At 68.3% G+C, this 18,159-nt stretch carries 14 protein-coding genes and 2 pseudogenes; 6 read left to right on the forward strand and 10 right to left on the reverse strand.

The annotated features are described in order from the left end of the window. Positions 1-53: 53 nt before the first annotated feature. From lpdA to ACWPN5_RS19785, 6 genes are all read right to left on the reverse strand, one after another. Positions 54-1,451 (reverse strand): dihydrolipoyl dehydrogenase, encoded by a 1,398-nt coding sequence (lpdA, locus tag ACWPN5_RS19760; protein WP_114860153.1) that lies wholly within the window; start codon positions 1,449-1,451, stop codon positions 54-56. Positions 1,452-1,464: 13 nt separating this feature from the next. Continuing rightward, positions 1,465-2,808, reverse strand: coding sequence for a pyruvate dehydrogenase complex dihydrolipoamide acetyltransferase (locus tag ACWPN5_RS19765; RefSeq protein WP_492296986.1), 1,344 nt, complete (start codon positions 2,806-2,808; stop codon positions 1,465-1,467). Between the two features lie 13 nt (positions 2,809-2,821). Beyond that, entirely contained in the window at positions 2,822-4,219 is a 1,398-nt protein-coding gene (locus ACWPN5_RS19770) for a pyruvate dehydrogenase complex E1 component subunit beta (protein WP_145680643.1), read from the reverse strand. Positions 4,220-4,297: 78 nt separating this feature from the next. Then, positions 4,298-5,314, reverse strand: a complete 1,017-nt coding sequence (gene pdhA, locus ACWPN5_RS19775) for a pyruvate dehydrogenase (acetyl-transferring) E1 component subunit alpha (RefSeq protein WP_014198781.1) — start codon at positions 5,312-5,314, stop codon at positions 4,298-4,300. Positions 5,315-5,526: 212 nt separating this feature from the next. Continuing rightward, entirely contained in the window at positions 5,527-5,898 is a 372-nt protein-coding gene (locus ACWPN5_RS19780; protein WP_492296989.1) for an FtsB family cell division protein, read from the reverse strand. A 164-nt stretch (positions 5,899-6,062) separates the two neighbouring features. Further along, positions 6,063-6,449 carry an acyl-CoA thioesterase gene (locus ACWPN5_RS19785; RefSeq protein ID WP_200476946.1) on the reverse strand — a complete coding sequence of 129 codons (387 nt, stop codon included), beginning with the start codon at positions 6,447-6,449 and terminating at the stop codon, positions 6,063-6,065. A gap of 182 nt (positions 6,450-6,631) precedes the next feature. Here ACWPN5_RS19785 and parE point away from each other — a divergent pair, with 182 nt between their 5' ends. Next, on the forward strand, positions 6,632-8,620 hold the full coding sequence (gene parE / locus ACWPN5_RS19790) for a DNA topoisomerase IV subunit B (RefSeq protein WP_492296990.1): 1,989 nt from the start codon (positions 6,632-6,634) through the stop codon (positions 8,618-8,620). A gap of 124 nt (positions 8,621-8,744) precedes the next feature. Continuing rightward, on the forward strand, positions 8,745-9,302 hold the full coding sequence (locus tag ACWPN5_RS19795; protein ID WP_145680645.1) for a hypothetical protein: 558 nt from the start codon (positions 8,745-8,747) through the stop codon (positions 9,300-9,302). An 18-nt stretch (positions 9,303-9,320) separates the two neighbouring features. Here the strand turns inward: ACWPN5_RS19795 and ACWPN5_RS19800 are convergent, their stop codons facing one another. The 3 genes and pseudogenes from ACWPN5_RS19800 to ACWPN5_RS19810 all read right to left on the reverse strand — a co-directional run bounded on the left by ACWPN5_RS19800 (position 9,321) and on the right by ACWPN5_RS19810 (position 10,619). Beyond that, the gene (locus ACWPN5_RS19800; RefSeq protein ID WP_492298004.1) at positions 9,321-9,773 is read right to left on the reverse strand and encodes an alpha/beta fold hydrolase; all 453 of its coding nucleotides are present in this window, start codon (positions 9,771-9,773) and stop codon (positions 9,321-9,323) included. 4 nt (positions 9,774-9,777) lie between these two features. Beyond that, positions 9,778-10,026: pseudogene (locus ACWPN5_RS19805) on the reverse strand (alpha/beta fold hydrolase); the annotation flags it as partial. A gap of 50 nt (positions 10,027-10,076) precedes the next feature. Beyond that, the gene (locus ACWPN5_RS19810) at positions 10,077-10,619 is read right to left on the reverse strand and encodes a hydrolase (RefSeq protein WP_200476942.1); all 543 of its coding nucleotides are present in this window, start codon (positions 10,617-10,619) and stop codon (positions 10,077-10,079) included. A gap of 277 nt (positions 10,620-10,896) precedes the next feature. Between ACWPN5_RS19810 and ACWPN5_RS19815 the strand changes: the two are divergent. The 4 genes and pseudogenes from ACWPN5_RS19815 (at position 10,897) to ACWPN5_RS19830 (ending at position 16,133) form a co-directional block, all read left to right on the forward strand. After that, positions 10,897-12,478: pseudogene (locus tag ACWPN5_RS19815) on the forward strand (DEAD/DEAH box helicase). 5 nt (positions 12,479-12,483) lie between these two features. Then, positions 12,484-12,726, forward strand: coding sequence for an Lrp/AsnC ligand binding domain-containing protein (locus ACWPN5_RS19820; RefSeq protein ID WP_014198771.1), 243 nt, complete (start codon positions 12,484-12,486; stop codon positions 12,724-12,726). 173 nt (positions 12,727-12,899) lie between these two features. Then, positions 12,900-15,311, forward strand: coding sequence for an LPS-assembly protein LptD (locus tag ACWPN5_RS19825; RefSeq protein WP_492296993.1), 2,412 nt, complete (start codon positions 12,900-12,902; stop codon positions 15,309-15,311). 96 nt (positions 15,312-15,407) lie between these two features. Then, the gene (locus ACWPN5_RS19830) at positions 15,408-16,133 is read left to right on the forward strand and encodes a hypothetical protein (protein WP_145672047.1); all 726 of its coding nucleotides are present in this window, start codon (positions 15,408-15,410) and stop codon (positions 16,131-16,133) included. Here ACWPN5_RS19830 and ACWPN5_RS19835 read toward each other — a convergent pair. Beyond that, entirely contained in the window at positions 16,130-18,154 is a 2,025-nt protein-coding gene (locus tag ACWPN5_RS19835) for an O-linked N-acetylglucosamine transferase, SPINDLY family protein (RefSeq protein WP_492296995.1), read from the reverse strand. The genes ACWPN5_RS19830 and ACWPN5_RS19835 overlap by 4 nt on opposite strands. Positions 18,155-18,159: the final 5 nt, after the last annotated feature.

Genomic DNA, 18,159 nt, shown 5'->3' on the forward strand with positions numbered 1-18,159 from the left:
CTCCCCCGCCCCGGAGGGCGAGGGAGGAAACGACCGCCAGTCAGACTCGCCACTTAGAAGTGGATGGCCCGGCCGTAGGCATCAAGAACCGACTCGTGCATCATTTCCGACAGGGTCGGATGCGGGAACACCGTCTGCATCAGCTCCTGCTCGGTGGTCTCCATGGTCTTGGCGACCGTGTAGCCCTGGATCAGCTCCGTCACCTCGGCGCCGACCATGTGGGCGCCCAGCAGCTCGCCGGTCTTGGCGTCGAACACGGTCTTCACCATGCCGTCCGCCTCGCCCAGCGCGATGGCCTTGCCGTTGCCGATGAACGGGAAGCGTCCGACGCGGACCTCGTAGCCCGCCTCCTTCGCCTTCTTCTCGGTCAGCCCGACCGACGCGATCTGCGGGTGCGAGTAGGTGCAGCCCGGAATGTTGCGGACGTCCAGCGCGTGCGGGTGCTTGCCGGCGATGTGCTCGACGGCGATGACGCCCTCGTGGCTGGCCTTGTGGGCGAGCCAGGGAGCCCCCGTCACGTCGCCGATGGCGTAGACGCCCGGCTCGTCGGTCTGGCAGTTGGCGTTGGTCTTGATGTGGCCGCGGTCGGTCTGGACCTTGGTGTTCTCCAGGCCCAGATTCTCCGTGTTCGGCGAGATGCCGACGGCGAGGATCACGCGGTCGACCGTGATGTCCTCGGTCTTGCCGTTGGCCTCCACCGCCACCGTCACGCTGTCGGCACCCTTGCGCAGGTTGCCGGCCTTGCCGTTGGTGATGATGCGCATGCCCTGCTTTTCGAACTGCTTGCGGGCGAAGGCCGAGATTTCCTCGTCCTCGACCGGCAGGATGCGGTCCATCACCTCGACCACCGTCACCTTGGCGCCCAGCTCGTTGTAGAAGCTGGCGAACTCGATGCCGATGGCGCCGGAGCCGATGACCAGCAGCGACTTCGGCGTCGTGTTCGGAGTCATCGCCTTGCGGTAGGTCCAGACGAGGTTGCCGTCGTCCTCCAGACCCGGCAGGGTGCGGGCGCGGGCGCCCGTGGCGATGATGATGTTCTTCGCCCCGAAGGTGCCGACCGCCGCGCCGCCCTTGGTCACGGCCACCTGCCCCTTGCCGAGCAGCTTGGCCTCGCCCTCGATGACGGCGACCTTGTTCTTCTTCAGCAGGTGCTTGACGCCGCCGTTGAGCTGCCCCGCCACCTTGCGGGACCGCTGGACGACCTTGTCCAGGTCGAAGGACGGGTTCTGGATGACCAGCCCGTACTCCGAGGCGTGCTTGGCGTTGCGCAGCACCTCGGCGGAGCGCAGGAGCGCCTTGGTCGGGATGCAGCCCCAGTTGAGGCAGATGCCGCCGAGATTCTCACGCTCCACCACCGCGGTGCTGAGGCCGAGCTGGGCGGCGCGGATCGCCGCCACATAGCCGCCCGGACCGCCGCCGATGACGATGAGATCGTAGTTCATGTCAGCCATGGTCGACGCCCCCTTACAGCAGCATGCTCAGCGGGTCCTCGATCAGCTTCTTGAAAGCCGCGAGGAATTCCGCACCCTGCGCGCCGTCGGCGACGCGGTGGTCCACGGTGACCGAGACGGTCATCACGGTGGCGATGGCGAGCGCGCCGTTCTTCACGACCGGACGCTGCTCGCCGGCGCCGACCGCCATGATGCAGGCCTGCGGCGGGTTGATGATCGCCGCGAACTCCCGGATGCCGTACATGCCGAGGTTGGAGATCGAGAAGGTGCCGCCCTGGTACTCTTCCGGCTTCAGCTTGCCGTCGCGGGCGCGCTCCGCCAGACCCTTCATCTCGTTGGAGATCTCGGCCAGGCCTTTGGTCTCCGCCTTCTTGACGATGGGCGTGATCAGGCCGGTCGGGGTGGCCACGGCGACCGAGATGTCGACGTGGTCATAACGGAGGATGGCCTCCTCCGACCAGGCGGCGTTGATGTTCGGGAACTTCTTCAGCGTCAGCGCGGCGGCGCGGATGATGAAGTCGTTGACCGACAGCTTGTAGTCCTTGGAGCGGGCGTTCAGGTCCGAGCGGACCTTCAGCAGCGCGTCCAGCTCGCAGTCGATGGCCAGGAAGTAATCCGGCACCGTCTGCTGCACCTCGGTCAGACGACGGGAGATCGTCTTGCGCATGGAGCTGTTCGGCTGCGCCTTGTAGCGCATGCCCAGCTTGTCCGACAGGTCCTTGGCGTCGATGCCCGCGGCCTTCGGGGCCGGAGCGGCGGCCGGAGCAGCCGCCGGGGCCGCGGCGGGAGCCTGGGCGGCGGCCTGCGGAGCGGCGGCCTTGGCGGTGCCGCCGGCCTTGGCGGCCTCGACGTCGGCCTTGACGATGCGGCCGTTCGGGCCGGTGCCCGTGACGGCCTTCAGGTCGAGACCGGCCTGCTCGGCCAGACGGCGGGCCAGCGGGCTGGCGAACACCCGGCCACCGCCCTGGGCGGCGGGAGCCGGAGCGGCCGCGGCCTGCGGAGCCGGAGCAGCCGCCGGAGCGGAGGCCGCCTGGGTCTGGGCCGGGGCCGGAGCCGCCGCGGGCGCCGCTGCCGGGGCGGGAGCGGCGGCCTTGGCGAGCGCGCTGTCGTCCTCGCCCTCTTCCAGCAGCACGGCGATCGGGGTGTTCACCGCGACGCCCTGCGTGCCGGCCTGCACGAGAATCTTGCCGAGACGGCCTTCGTCGGCCGCCTCGACTTCCATGGTGGCCTTGTCGGTTTCGATTTCGGCGATCACGTCGCCGGACTTCACCGCGTCGCCTTCCTTCTTCAGCCACTTCGCGAGGTTGCCCTCGGTCATGGTCGGAGAGAGGGCGGGCATGAGAATCTGAATGGTCATTCGCTCGCCCTCCTTACTTGCGGTAGCAGGCCTTCTTCGCCGCTTCCGCGATGCGGTCGGGCGAAGGAAGGACGAGCTTTTCCAGGTTCGCCGCGTAGGGCATCGGCACGTCGAGGCCGGTCACGCGGATCACCGGGGCGTCCAGATAATCGAAGGCCTGCTCCATCATCAGGGCCGACAGCTCGGCGCCGATGCCGCAGGTCGGCCAGGCCTCCTCGACGGTGACGAGGCGGTTGGTCTTCTTGACGGAGTTGACGATCGTCTCGGTGTCGAGCGGACGGATCGTGCGCAGGTCGATGACCTCGGCGCTGATCCCTTCCTTTTCCAGCAGATCGGCGGCGGCGAGCGCGTAGCTGACCATCAGCGAATGGGCGGTGATGGTCACGTCCGTGCCGGCGCGGCGGATCTTGGCGCGGCCGATCGGAACGATGAAGTCCTCGCTCTCCGGCACCTCGAAGGACTGGCCGTAGAGGATCTCGTTCTCAAGGAAGATGACCGGGTTCGGATCACGGATGGCCGACTTCATCAGGCCCTTGAAGTCCGACGCGCTGTAGGGGGCGACGACCTTCAGGCCGGGCACGCTGGCGTACCAGGGGGTGAAATCCTGGCTGTGCTGTGCTGCGACGCGGGCGGCCGCACCGTTCGGGCCGCGGAACACGATCGGGCAGCCCATCTGGCCGCCGGACATGTACAGCGTCTTGGCGGCAGAGTTCACGATGTGGTCGATCGCCTGCATCGCGAAGTTGAAGGTCATGAACTCGACGATCGGGCGCAGGCCGCGGAAGGCCGCACCGACGCCCAGGCCGGCGAAGCCGATCTCGGTGATCGGCGTGTCGATGACACGGTCGGCGCCGAACTCCTGGAGCAGCCCCTGCGACACCTTGTAGGCGCCCTGGTACTGCGCGACCTCCTCACCCATCAGGAAGACGGTCGGGTCGCGGCGCATCTCTTCGGCCATGGCATCGCGCAGCGCTTCGCGGACGGTCTTCTTCACCGTCTTGTCGAAGAACTTGTCCTCGTCCGAGGCCGGCGGCGCGGCGGCCGGGCCGCTGGCCGGACCGACCGGCAGGGTGGCCGGGGCGTGCGCGCCCGTGTCCTTCACCACCGGCTCGGCGGCGACCTTCGGGGCCGGCGTCGGGGAGCCGGACACGGCGTCGGTGACGCTCTCGCCCTCGCCGAGAATCACGGCGATGGGGGTGTTCACGGCGACGTTCTCGGTGCCTTCGGCGACCAGGATCTTGCCGATGCGGCCTTCGTCGACCGCCTCGACCTCCATGGTCGCCTTGTCGGTCTCGATCTCGGCGAGCACGTCGCCGGACTTGACCTCGTCACCTTCTTTTTTGACCCATTTCGCCAGCTTGCCCTCGGTCATGGTGGGCGACAGCGCCGGCATCAGCACTTCGATCGGCATTCCTCAACCTCCGGCGGCGCGGGTTCACCGGGAGGCGAAGCCTCCGGCCCTCGGCGCCGCTCCTGCTTATCGTTGTCGTCAGGCTTCGACCAGGACGTCCGTCCACAGCTCCGCCGGATCGGGCTCGGGGCTCTGCTGCGCGAATTCGGCAGCCTCGGTCACCACGGCCTTGACCTCGCGGTCGATTTCCTTGAGCTGGTCCTCGGTCACGTAAGCGCCTTCCAGCAGGACGCGCTTCAGGTTGTCGATCGGATCGGACTCGCTCCGCATCTTCTCGACCTCCTCCTTGGTCCGGTACTTGGCCGGGTCGGACATCGAGTGGCCGCGGTAGCGGTAGGTCTTCATCTCGAGGATGACCGGGCCGTTGCCGGCGCGGATGTATTCCACCCACTTGTCGGCGGCCTCGCGGACCTCGAGGACGTCCATGCCGTTGACCTGATGGCCGGGAATGCCGTAGGCCGCGCCGCGCTGGTGCAGCTCGCCCGCCGAGGCGCGCTCCTGCGAGGTGCCCATGGCGTACTTGTTGTTCTCGATCACGTAGAGCACCGGCAGCTTCCACAGAGCCGCCATGTTGAAGCTCTCGTAAACCTGACCCTGGTTGATGGCGCCGTCGCCGCAATAGACCGCGGACAGGCCGTCATCCTTGTTGTACTTGTGCGAGAAGGCGAGACCGGTGCCCAGCGGAACCTGCGCGCCGACGATGCCGTGGCCGCCGTAGAAGTTCTTCTCGCGGCTGAACATGTGCATCGAGCCGCCCTTGCCCTTGGAGTAGCCTCCACGGCGACCGGTCAGCTCGGCCATCACGCCCTTGGGGTCCATGCCGCAGGCCAGCATGTGGCCATGGTCACGGTAGCTGGTGATGACGTCGTCGTTGTCCTTCAGCGCGGCCTGGATGCCGACCACAACGGCCTCCTGGCCGATGTAGAGGTGGCAGAAACCGCCGATGAGGCCCATGCCGTAGAGCTGGCCCGCCTTCTCCTCGAAGCGGCGGATCAGAAGCATCTCGCGATAGTACTTGATCAGGTCCTCGGTCGAAGCGGCCTGCTTCGAAGCGGAGTCAGTCTGCGCCTTCGGACGGCGTCGTGACGCGGCCATGTTTCCTCCCCAGGGTTTATGCAGCGACGGCAAGCGAACAGCCAGGGCTGCAGCACGTTGCGAGGGTACATCCCACTTATGAGGGTGCATCCCCCTCGCACCGGAAGCGGATGCGGGGCGCACAGTACACGACAAGCGCACGAGACGCAAATATCTGTTTTTAAACGCGAAATTCGGCGTTAACCGGCTTTCGGTTAATTCACTGATATGACCTACTTCTCAGCGCTAGCATCACCTTCGGCCTGAGCCGGAGGGAGTGCGATTATGACGTCGCGGGGGCCTGAAAGGTTCAACATCGTGCGCGCACGCTCGTCCAGCATGTCGCGGTCCAGGTGGTCGCTGCGCATCAGTTGCGCGCGGCGGTCCATCCGCTCGCGCTCGGCCTTCACCTGATCCAGGACGGATTCCGCCGTGGCGATCTCCGCCTTCAGGTGGTTCATGGCGAGCAGCCCGCGGTCCCCCTGGACGGCGTAATAGACGAAGTAGGCGACGACGCAGGAGCCGATGGCCGGCCCGATGGCCTGGCGAAGGGCGCTTTTGGCGGCGCGTTTCAGCGAGTTGGTGAGGTTCTGGAGCATGGTCATGGCGGTATGATGGAATCATACGCGATTCCTTCGGTCAAACGGAAAAGAAGCAATCCGAAAGAATTCACCGCGCCATGCTCTTGGCAGCGCCGAGTAATAGGCGGTTTACACCCCCAAAGGAGAGGGACACAGTGCGCAACCTTCGAAAGAAGGCGGGCTGCGCTTCACTCCGGCGGGACCTCGCGCGGGCGGCGGTCCTCGCCGATGGCGACGTAGGTGAAAACGCCCTCGGTCACCTTGATCGCCTCCCCCGCGCTGCGCTGGCGGCGCACCCAGGTCTCGACCCGCACGCGGATGGAGGTTCGGCCGACCTTGGTGACATGGGCGAAGCAGCTCACCTCGTCGCCGACATAGACCGGCTTGTGGAAGGTCATCGCCTCGATCCCCACCGTCGCCACGCGCCCACCGGCGCGGCGCAGGGCGGCGACCCCGCCGGCCAGATCCATCTGGGACAGCAGCCAGCCGCCGAAGATGTCGCCGTTGGGGTTGGTGTCCGCCGGCATGGCGATGGTGCGCAGCGCCGGGCCGCCTTCCATGTCCGGTTGGGCCATGTCCGGTTGGGCCATGTCCGGATGGGCCGGGGTTTGATCGGTGGGGGTGCCGTCGCTCATCGTGCCTCCGCCCTCGTCCGTTCTGGGGTCGAAAAAGCGCATCACAAAATATGGTGCGGGGAGTATATAGGAGCCACCGCATGCGCTTGCGCAGCCCTGACGAAATTCCTATAACTGGGGCCATGAGCGATCTTTTCGAGAACACGGCGCGCAAGGCCGAGACCTACTCCGCCCAGGACATCGAGGTTCTGGAGGGGCTTGAGCCCGTCCGCCGGCGCCCCGGCATGTACATCGGCGGCACCGACGACCGGGCGCTGCACCATCTGGTGGCCGAGGTTCTGGACAACGCCATGGACGAGGCGGTGGCCGGTCACGCCAGCCGCATCGACCTGGAGCTGACCGTCGACGGCACGGTGGTGGTGCGCGACAACGGGCGCGGCATCCCGATCGACGACCACCCCAAGTATCCGGGCAAGTCGGCGCTCGAGGTCATCCTCACCACCCTGCATTCCGGCGGAAAATTCTCCAACAAGGTCTACCAGACCTCCGGCGGCCTGCACGGCGTCGGCCTGTCGGTGGTGAACGCCCTGTCCGACCGGCTGATCGTTGAGGTGGCGCGCGACCGCCAGCTCTACGTGCAGCACTACAGCCGCGGCCTGCCCCAGGGACCGCTGACCCGCCAGGGCGCGGCCAATCGCCGCGGCACGACCATCCGTTTCCACGCCGACCCCGAAATCTTCGGCGAGGCCGCGCATTTCGAACCGCACCGGCTGTACCGGCTGGCGCGCTCCAAGGCCTACCTGTATCGGGGCGTCGAGATCCGCTGGAGCTGCGACCCGACGCTGCTGTCGCCCGACAGCACCACCCCGGCGCAGGAGACGCTGCATTTCCCCGGCGGCCTGCTCGACTACCTGAACGCAGCCCTGAAGGAACGCCGGACGCTGACCCGCCTGCCTTTCTCCGGCGCGCTGGACTTCCCGAACCAGCAGGGCCGCGTCGAATGGGCTATCGCCTGGCCGGAGGATGACGAGGGCTTTTCCCACACCTACTGCAACACGGTGCCAACCCCGCAGGGCGGCACGCACGAGGCCGGCCTGCGCGCCGCGCTGACCCGCGGCCTGAAGGGCTACGGCGAGCTGACCAGCAACAAGCGCGCCGCCCAGGTCACTGCGGACGACGTGGTGGGCGACGCCTGCATCCTGCTGTCGGTCTTCATCCGCGAGCCGCATTTCCAGGGCCAGACCAAGGAAAAGCTGGTGACGGCGGAAGCCCACCGGCTGGTTGAGGCGGCGATCAAGGATCACTTCGACCACTGGCTGTCCGGCGACCCGTCCTCGTCCAAGGCCCTTCTGGAGCGGCTGATCGAGAAGGCGGAGGAGCGGGCCAAGCGCAAGCAGTCCAAGGAGTTGGGACGGAAGTCCGCGACCCGCCGCCTACGCCTGCCCGGCAAGCTGGCCGACTGTTCGCGCAATTCGCCGGAGGGCACCGAGATCTTCCTGGTCGAGGGTGATTCGGCGGGCGGGTCGGCCAAGCAGGCGCGCAACCGCGAGACCCAGGCCATCCTGCCGCTGCGCGGCAAGATCCTGAACGTCGCCTCGGCCTCCTCCGACAAGATGAAGGCGAACCAGGAGCTGAACGACCTCACCCAGGCGCTCGGCTGCGGGGTGGGCAAGGACTTCTCCAGCGACAAGCTGCGCTACGAGCGGGTCATCATCATGACCGACGCCGACGTGGACGGTGCGCACATCGCCTCGCTGCTGATGACCTTCTTCTACCGGGAAATGGGCGGCCTGATCCAGAACGGGCACCTGTACCTCGCCCTGCCGCCGCTCTACCGCATCAGCCACGGCGCCAAGTCGGTCTACGCCCGCGACGACGCGCACAAGGACCAGCTCATGAACAAGACGTTCAAGGGCAAGAAGGTGGAGATCAGCCGGTTCAAGGGCTTGGGCGAGATGATGCCGGCCCAGCTCCGCGAGACGACCATGGACCCGGCCAAGCGCACGCTGCTGCGCGTCGTCGTGCCGAACAGCGCCGACCCAGAGCAGGCGGAGGACGTGAAGGCAACCAAAACCCGCGTGGAGGAGCTGATGGGCCGCCGTCCGGAGCTGCGCTTCCAGTTCATCCAGGAGAACGCAAAGTTCGTCCGGGTCGACGACATCGACGTGTGATGCTGAACGCCGCCTGGATGCGCGGTCGGCTGAGCGGCGACTCTTCCGGAGGCGCGGGCTTGCCGGTGCTGCGGCGACGTCCCATGATTGGTCGCCCCACGTCCACTCAGCAGCCAGGCGAGCCATGACCTTCCTGCCCCGTGCCAGCCTTCTCGCCCTTTGTGCGATGGCGGCGGCCTGCACCAACGAACGCGTGGTGGCCGACCTGCCCGTCCCCGCCTACACGCTGAGCGAGGTGTCCTACGCGGCCTCCGACCGCGATCTGCGCGTGGTGATCCTCGGCAACCCCTTCGGCATGGACCCGCAGACCTTCGGGCCGCTGGTGACCGCCAACATGCAGAACCGCATTTCCGGCGTGCGCACCAATTTCACCACCACGCCGAACCAGACGGCGCGGCCCGATTACCGGGTCGTCCTGGCCTTCAACCCGGCCGAGACGACGCTGAACTCGTACCTGTGCAGCGGCCAGCCCTTGCGCACCAGCCCGCCCGGCGGCCCCATCGTGGTCCAGGGGGCCTTCTGCCGGGGCGGCGGAACGCTGTCCTCGGCCACCGGCTGGCTCGACCGCCCGCAGGGACCGAACGACCCCGATTTCCGGTCGCTCATCAGCGACATGACCTTCGCCCTTTTTCCGGCCCGCCGCGCCGACCTGGACGGCTGCGGCGGGGGTCCTGACTGCTGAGGCGGGAAAGGACGGCGCTCAGGCGTAGAGCAGCCACTGCCGCAGCAGGGCGGTGACCGCCTGCGGCCGCTCCATGGCCGACAGATGGCCGCAATCCTCGATCAGGGCGAGGTGGGCGCCTGGAATGCCATCGGCGATCTCCTCATGCAGAGCCGGGGGCGTGATGGCGTCCTGCCGCCCGCACAGCACCAGCGTCGGGCAGGCGATGCTCCGCAGGCCGGGCCGGCTGTCCGGACGGTTCATGATGGCGGTCTGCTGGCGCGCGTAGCCGTCCGCCCCGACCCGCTGGGCCTGGGCCTGCACCGAGTTCGACGAGAGCGGCTTCGCCCGTCCGGTCGGGATGGACGAGGCGCGGCATGCCGGCGGCCACCACCTGCCGCAGCCGCCCCTGCCCGACCAAGCGCACGGCGTCCTGACGCGTCGCCGTCTGCTCCGGCGTGTCCGCGCGGGCGCTGGTGTCAAGCAGGGCAAGCTTCGCCACCCGTTCCGGCGCCTGGCGCAGGATCTCGAAGCTCACGTAACCGCCCATCGACAGACCGGCAAGCGCGAACCGCTCCGGCGCCCGCGCCAGCACCGCGGCGGCGAGGGCGGCCACTGTGTCATGGCCGGTCAGGTCGCCGACGATCGGCTCCGCCACATCGGCGAGATGGTTGGTCTGGTGCTCCCACAGCGCCGCGTCCAGCGGCATGCCGGGCAGCAGGATCAGGGGAATCCGGTCGCTCATTCCTCGTCCTTTCCAAAAGCAGCGGTTCGGGCAGTCAGCGGTTCAGGCGGTCAGCGGATCAGGTCCAGCACCGCTTTGAAGGCGGGGATGTCCGACCGCTCCATCCACTCGAACAGAACCATCTCCGTGCTGACGATGGTCGCCCCGGCGGCGCGCATGCGGGCGATGCCCAACTCCGCGTTGAGGGGCGTGCGCGACGACACCGCGTCGGCCACCAGCACCACCTCGAATCCCAGATCGACCAGGGACAGCGCCGTCTGCATCACGCAGACATGGGCCTCCGACCCCGCCAGCACGACCTGACGGCGGCCGAGCCGTTCCAGGCGCTCCAGGAAGGCCGGCTCGCGAGCGGCGGAGAAGCTGATCTTCTCCACCACCCCGTCCGGCGGCAGCAGGGCGCGCAGCGACGCGGCGGTTGGGCCGAGGCCTTTGGGATACTGTTCGGTGGCGAAGGCGGGCACGCCGAGCAGCGCGGCGCCCTTCAACAGCGTCGCGGCGTTGCGCTCCACCCGCGCGGACTCGGCGATCGACGGCATCAGCTTTTCCTGGATATCGACCACCACCAGGACGGAGCGTTGGGAAGAAAGAAGCATCGCAGGACTGCCTTTTTTGATTGTCCGGTCCGGAGGGCGAAAATGGCCGCAAGAGCGTCCACAACCGCCGCAAGGGCCGGATTTCCGCGGTTTTTACGGCCTTTTCACAGCCTAGCCGAGCGGGCGCGACGCGCCAAGCGGCCCGTCCGGACACGCGCGATGCGCGATTCCATCACAAGGTCTATTGACAGCGCCCTTTGACTTCATATTCTGCCGCACCATCTACTCGTCGGGCCGTACCGGCACGATTTTCGCACTCCAGACAGAAACAGGTTGGATGCTCTTTTCGGAACTTGGGCTTGGACCTGACGTCCTGCGGGCAATCGAGGACAAAGGTTACACCCAGCCGACGCCAATTCAGGAACAGGCCATTCCCTGGGTCCTGCAAGGCCGCGACGTGCTCGGCTGCGCGCAAACCGGCACCGGGAAGACGGCCAGCTTCACCTTGCCGATGATCAGCATTCTGGCGTCGGGTCGGGCCCGGGCGCGCATGCCCCGGTCGCTCATCCTGGAGCCGACTCGCGAGCTGGCGGCGCAGGTCGCCGAAAGCTTCGAGACCTACGGCAAGCACCACAAGCTCAGCATGGCGCTCCTGATCGGCGGCGAGACCTTCACCGAACAGGTGAAGCGGCTGGACCGTGGGGTGGACGTGCTGATCGCGACGCCGGGCCGTTTGATCGACCTGTTCGAGCGCGGCAACATCATGCTCAACGACATCAAGGTCTTCGTCATCGACGAGGCGGACCGGATGCTCGACATGGGCTTCATCCCGGACATCGAACGGATCGTCAGCAAGCTGCCGAAGCTGCGCCAGACGCTGTTCTTCTCCGCCACGATGCCGCCGGAAATCCGCCGTCTGGCCGACGCCTTCCTGTCGAACCCGAAGGAAGTGACCGTCGCACCGCCGGCTTCGCCGTCGGAGACGGTGACCCAGGCCATGGTCCTGGTGCACGAGGAGGACAAGCGCAAGGCGCTGCGTCACCTGCTGCGCACCGAGGACGTGAAGAACGCCTTCATCTTCTGCAACCGCAAGCGCGACGTCGCCATCCTGCAGAAGTCGCTGGAGAGCCACGGCTTCAACGCCGGCGCGCTGCACGGCGACATGGTGCAGTCGAAGCGGATGGAGACGCTGGACGCCTTCAAGAAGGGCGAGATCACGCTGCTCGTCTGTTCCGACGTGGCGGCGCGCGGCCTGGACGTGCAGGGGCTCAGCCACGTCTTCAACTTCGACGTGCCGATCAGCGCGGAGGACTACGTCCACCGCATCGGACGCACCGGCCGGGCCGGCCGCTCGGGTCGCGCCTTCACGCTGGCCAGCCCGCTGGACGGCAAGCAGGTTTCGGCCATCGGCTGCCTCATCAAGCGGGAGATTCCGTTGATCGCCATTGACGGGCTCGAGTTCGGCCGAGTTCCTCAGCGAAGACGAGGCGCGCCGTGGCCGCAGCCGTGGCCGTGGCAAGGAGAAGGAGCGCGGCGACCGCGGCCCGTCCCGGGCCGAGCGCGCCGAGCGTCCCGACCGCGAGGAGCGGGCCCCCCGCGAGGAACGTCAGGCCCGCGAGGAGCGGCAACCGCGTGAGGAGCGGCCCAGCCGCGACGAGCGCCCGGTGCGTGAGGAACGGGTGCGCGAGGAACGGCAGCCCCGTGAGGAGCGTCAGCCGCGCGAATCGCTGGCCGCTGCCGAGAGCCGCCGCCAGGAGCCGCGCCGGGATCGTGACCGCGACCGCCGCCGCCGCCGCGACGAGGACGAGGACGACACACCCGTGATCGGCTTCGGCGACCATATGCCGGCCTTCATGCTCCGCTCCGCGCGGCGCCCGGCGCCGGCCGAACCCGCCGAGCAATCCTCGCAGGAGGGCTGACCGCCATGCAGACCATCTTCGTCATGGTCAAGTGCGAGCTGGGCAAGGCTTATCAGGTGGCCGATCAGGCCGTTCAGGACATCGAGCAGGTGTCGGAGGTGCACTCCATCTCCGGCCAGTACGACCTGCTGATGAAGTGCTATCTGCCCCAGGATCTGGACATCGGCCGATTCGTGACCGAGAACATCCAGACCCTGACCGGGGTGCGCGACACCTTCACCCTCATCGCCTACAAGGCCTTCGCCTGAGGGGTGGGCGGCGGTCGCGCCGCCTCGGATAAGGCCGGAAAAAAGGGGACGTCCGCCTGTCGCGGCCGGTCCCCTTTTTCATGCCTCGCCCGGCCGGCAACAGACATCGGACAATTCGCGAAACATGCCGCGAAACCGTTGACTTGGCCGGTTGGTTACCTCAAACGTTCCGCATGTCCCAGCTCCCGTCCCGACATGCCCGGCGCGCCCGCGCCACCAGCCCGAAGATGCACCGCCCATTGGACCGCCGGTCGCTGGTCCTGCGATCCGGCATCGTCGCCCTGATGGCCGCCTGCGGCATCGTCCTGGCCGATCTGGCCGACGCGCAGCAGCCTCCCGCTCCGGCGCCTCAGGCGAACGGCGCGCCGCCGGTCGGGGCAGCGGACCAGGGTGGGCGGCTCGAAGTCGTCGTTCCCGCACCCCAGCCGGCCGCGGGCAAGCCGCAGGACCCCCCGGTCCTTCTGGGAGCGGATTCGGTCACCTTCGACGAGGCGAACAGCCTCGTGACGGCGTCGGGCAACGTGGAGCTGTCGCAGGGCGCGCGGACGGTCCACGCCGACACGATCACCTACAACCAGCAGACCAAGGTGGTGATCGCCTCCGGCAACGTCCGTCTGGTCGAGCCGTCGGGCGACATCCTGTTCTCCAGCTACGCGGAACTGACCGACGACATGCGCGACGCGTTCGTCGAGAACGTTCGCGTGCTGATGACCGACAACAGCCGCATGGCCGGCACCGAAGGCGAACGCCGCGGCGGGCGGCTGATCCGCCTGAACCGCGCCGTCTACAGCCCCTGCGAGCTGTGCAAGTCCGATCCGACCCGCGCCCCGGTCTGGCAGATCCGCGCCGCCCGCGTGGTGCAGGACAACGAGGACCACGAGGTCCGTTACCGCGACGCCTTCATGGAAATGTTCGGCGTTCCGTTCTTCTACACCCCGTATCTCTCCCACCCCGATCCGACGGTGGATCGGCGCTCCGGCTTCCTGACGCCCAGCTTTCGCAACAACTCGAATCTCGGCTTCGGCGCCATCACCCATTACTACTGGGACATCGCGCCGGATCAGGATGCGACGTTCGATCTCGGCGGCTATTCCGAACAGGGCCTGTTCCTGGGCGGCCAGTACCGCAAGCGCTTCGAGAACGGGCGGCTGCAGCTCGACGCGTCGGGAACGCAGGGTGAAATCCCCAACGGCACGCTGAAGGGCGCCGACGACCGGCGCTGGCGCGGCCACGCCTTCGCCAGCGGCCTGTTCGACATCGACGAGACGTGGCGCTGGGGCTTCAACCTGAAGCGGGCCAGCGACGAGCTGTATCTGCGCCGCTACTTCAACATCCGCGACGAGGTGCTGACCAGCCGCGCCTTCATCGAAGGCTTCAACGGCCGCAACTACGCGGCGGTCAACGCCTACAGCTTCCAGGACCTGCGCTGGGGCAACAGCGTGCAGGAGCCCTATGTGCTGCCCGAGGCGCGCTACAACGCGCTGGGCGAGCCGGGCAGCCTGATGGGCGGGCGCTGGTCCCTGGACAGCAGCCTCCTGGCCGTCGCCCGGCCGGGCAGCGGCGGTCCCGACACCCAGCGGCTGGCCGTCCAGCCGGGCTGGCAGCGGGACATCTACTCGAACCTGGGTTTCGTCACCACCATCGAAGGCAGCGTGCTGCTGGCCGGCTACACCGCCCAGCGGTTCGATCCGAACGATCCGGGCGGCGGGACCGGCAACGACAGCGTCCAGCGCCTGCGCTTCTTCCCGCAAGCCACGACCACGGTCCGCTACCCCTTCGTCCGCTATGGCGAGAGCAGTTTCCAGACCATCGAGCCCATCGGACAGGTCAGCCTGGCGCCGAATGTGGACAACGATCCGGCCTTCCCGAACGAGGACAGCCTCGACGTCGAGTTCGACGAGGTCAACCTGCTGATGCCCAACCGCTTCACCGGCATCGACCGGCTCGACGGCGGGCTTCGCGCCACCTATGGCCTGCGCACGACGTTCCAGGGCTACAAGACCGGGTCGGCCAGCCTGTTCGTCGGCCAGAGCTTCCGCGCCGACGATACGGAGAATTTCCGCGGCGGGTCGGGCCTCGACAAGAAGTCGTCGGATTACGTCGGTCGCCTCGATCTCCGTCCGGCCGATTGGCTTGATGTGAATTACGGCTTCCGCATCGACCACGACACGCTGAAGCCGCGCCGGCATTCGGTCAACGCATCGGCCGGCGTGCCGCTGCTGCGCGTTTCCGGCACCTACACCTATGTCGACCAGACGGAAAACCCCTACGTCGTCGAGCGTAACGAGGTTGAGCAGGCGGGCATCTCGGTGTCGTCGCAGTTTTCGCAACATTGGTCGATCGGCGTGTCCCATTCCCAGGCCTTCCGTCCCGATGCCGGGCCGCGCTCCAGCTCGGGCGTGCTGCGCTATCAGGACGAATGCCTGATCTTCGAAACCATCGCCCAGCGCGACTACACCGTCATCCAGAACGGCGAGCAGGAAGGAAACACCATCTTCTTCCGCTTCGTGTTCAAGAATGTCGGCGAGTTCCGCACGCCGGGCATCAGCGCCGGGTTCCTCGGCCCGTCCGGAGCCAGCAACTGACCTGAAAGGGCTTTTCCTGCCAAGGTCAAGGGGTTGCATCGGACGGCCGATCTGGGTAGCCATAGCTCCCTCCTCTTCCGCTCGGGTTTGCTGCACATGGCCTTGGGACGCTACGACTACGAACGCCGTTATCGCCGCCGCTTCTGGGCGGGGTTCGCGAAGTTCGGTCTGTTCGCCGCCGTTCTCCTCGGCGTCGGTCTGTTCGCCTACCAGATGGGCATCGAGCAGTTGAAGGGCCGCGACGTCACGCTGCGGGAGGAGATCTCCACACTGTCGCGTCAAAAGGCGGAACTGGAACTGCTGGCCAGCCAGATGCAGCACGCCGCACGCACGGCGGAGGCCCGCGCGACGGATCTGGAGGCCCGGCTCCAGCGCGAGGTGCCCTCGGGCGACCTCGCCCGCCTGGCCGGACTGGTGTCGGAGCGTCTGAAGGGCGGCATGGACCCCAACCGCCTCGCCTTCGTGATCGCCCAGGTCCAGGCGGTGCGCAACTGCCAGCCGGCGGAGACCAAGCGCTTCGCCCTGGCCACCCCGCTCCTGAAATCGGGCAACCGCAGCACCAGCTTCAACAACGGCGCGGTGACGGTCAGCGGTGAGGGCCAGTCGTCGCGCAACGCCCAGGGCAACGCTGAGAGCTGGTACGATCCGGCGCAGCCTGTGACCATCAAGATCTCCGGGATGGGCGGCAAGGAGACGGTCGCCAAGGGGGTCCTGCCGCTTCACCAGACGGTGGTGATCGACAGCACCGAATACCGCTTCACCTTCGCGCCCGGCGCCCGCTCCTTCGTGGACGTGACCGCCGACCGCTGCCCCTTCCCCTAACCTTCGTCCGGGACGGCGAACGGGAGGGGCATCCGCCCCGCCGCGTGGATGTCCCACATCGTCGCGTAGGCGCGCTCCAGGGCGCGGGCGAAACGGTCGGTGTCGAACAGCGGCGCGCGGCCCCGCTCCGCGGCGAGGCGGGCCTTCAACCGGGCGATTCCGTCCGGATCGCCGGCCAACCGCAACGCCGTGGCCTCGTAGTCGTCGAGCGAGCGCACCGCCAGTTCGGGCAGCCCGGCGGCGCGCAGCAGGCTCGCCCCGACGCGGGACGCGAACCCCTCCCCCAGGACCGTCAGGACCGGCACCCCCGCCCACAGCGCGTCGCTGGCCGTGGTGTGGGCGCCGACCGGGCTGGTGTCCAGGAACAGGTCGGCCAGACGGTAGCGCGCCAGATGCTCCGCCGGAGGCCGCCGGGGGGCGAAGACCAGCCGCTCCGCCGCCACGCCGCGGCGTGACGCCTCCCGCCGCAGGGTCGCGCTCGCCTCGGGATGGCTGTCGAGCAGCCACAGCACGCTGTCCGGCACCGCACGCAGCAGGCGGCACCACCGTTCGAAGAGGTCCGGTGTGATCTTGTAGGCGGCGTTGAAGCAGCAGAAGACCGTGCCCCGCTCCGGCAGGCCGCAGGCCGCGCGCGACGGCGTCGGGCCGATCGGCCGGCTGCGGTCGTTGGGCTGGTAGCAGACCGGAAGCTGAACGATGCGCTCCGCGTAGAAGGGCTGGTGATCGAACGGCGTGACCAGCGGATCGCCGATCACGTAGTCAATGAACCCGGCACCCGTCGTCCCCGGATAGCCCAGCCACTGCACCTGCACAGGGGCGGGGCGGTGGGCGGCGATCTCCGGCCGGGCGTGCTGGGTGTAGCCCTTGAGATCCACCAGGATGTCCACCCCGTCCGCCCGGATGCGCGCCGCCGCGTCGGCGTGGGAGCAGGCAGCGAGGTCCACGAATCGGTCGAAACCGGCGGACAGCCGGCGCCGCATCGGGCCGCCATCGTCGGGCCCATAGCTGTAGCCGACGACCTCAAGCCGGTTCCGGTCGTGCCGCTCGATCAGTTCCGCGATGAGGGCGGCGGTGGCGTGTTCGTGATAGTCGGCGGACAGATAGCCGACGCGCAGTCGGCCGCGCGGGCCGGAGCCGCGGCGGGCGGGCATGGCGGCGATGCCCTGCGTCCGCCAGTCTGCGTAGCGGCGGGCGCAGTCCTGTTCCGCCGCCGGGCCGGCCCCCTCGCCAAGGAAGATCCAGGGATGGACCTGCCGCGTCGCCCCGCCGCGCACCAGGGCGGCCAGTTGGGTGGACCGCTCCGCCAATCCGTCCCAGCGGCCGAGGTGCCGCATCTGCTGGACGAGTTGGGCGAGCACGCCGCCGGCGTCGGGCAGGCCGAGCGCCAGGGCGCGCTCGAAGGACGGCAGGCTGTCGGCAAGCCGCCCGGCCTCCTTCAGCAGCAGCCCGAGATTCGCGTGGGATTCGGCCAGATCGGGGCGCAGCGCCAGGGCGTTCCGGTAGCAACCGGCGGCGGCCTCCGCCGGGACGTGCCCTTGAAGCACCGCGCCGAGGTTGAGCCAGCCGGGAACCAGCGTGGGGTCGAGCGCCACGGCCCGGCGCAACGCCGCTTCCGCCGCCTCGCGCTGCCCGAGCGCGCGGAGCAGGACGCCCTGGTTGCACGGGGCCGGGGCGAAGCGCGGCATCAGCCGGGCGGCCTCGCCGTAGGCGTCCGCCGCCGCCGCGGTGCGGCCCAGCGCCTGGAGGGTCAGGCCCAGATTGAAATGGTTGCCGCCGAAATCGGGCAGCCAGGACAGGGCCGCGCGATGGTGCAATTCGGCCTCGGCCGCCCAACCCTGCCGCCGCAGCGCCTCGCCGAAGGCGGAGCGGGCCACCGCCTCCTCCGGCGTGCCGGGCTCGCCCAGCGCGTCGAGCGCGCCGAACAGCCCGGCCAGCGCCGCCGAATCGCCCGGCGCCGCGGCCAGGGCGGCGCGGCACGCCCCGATCCGGGCGCGGAGTTCGGCGATCCTGGGCGCCGTCATGGAAC

It is taken from the genome of Azospirillum sp. UENF 211521 (assembly GCF_058780535.1).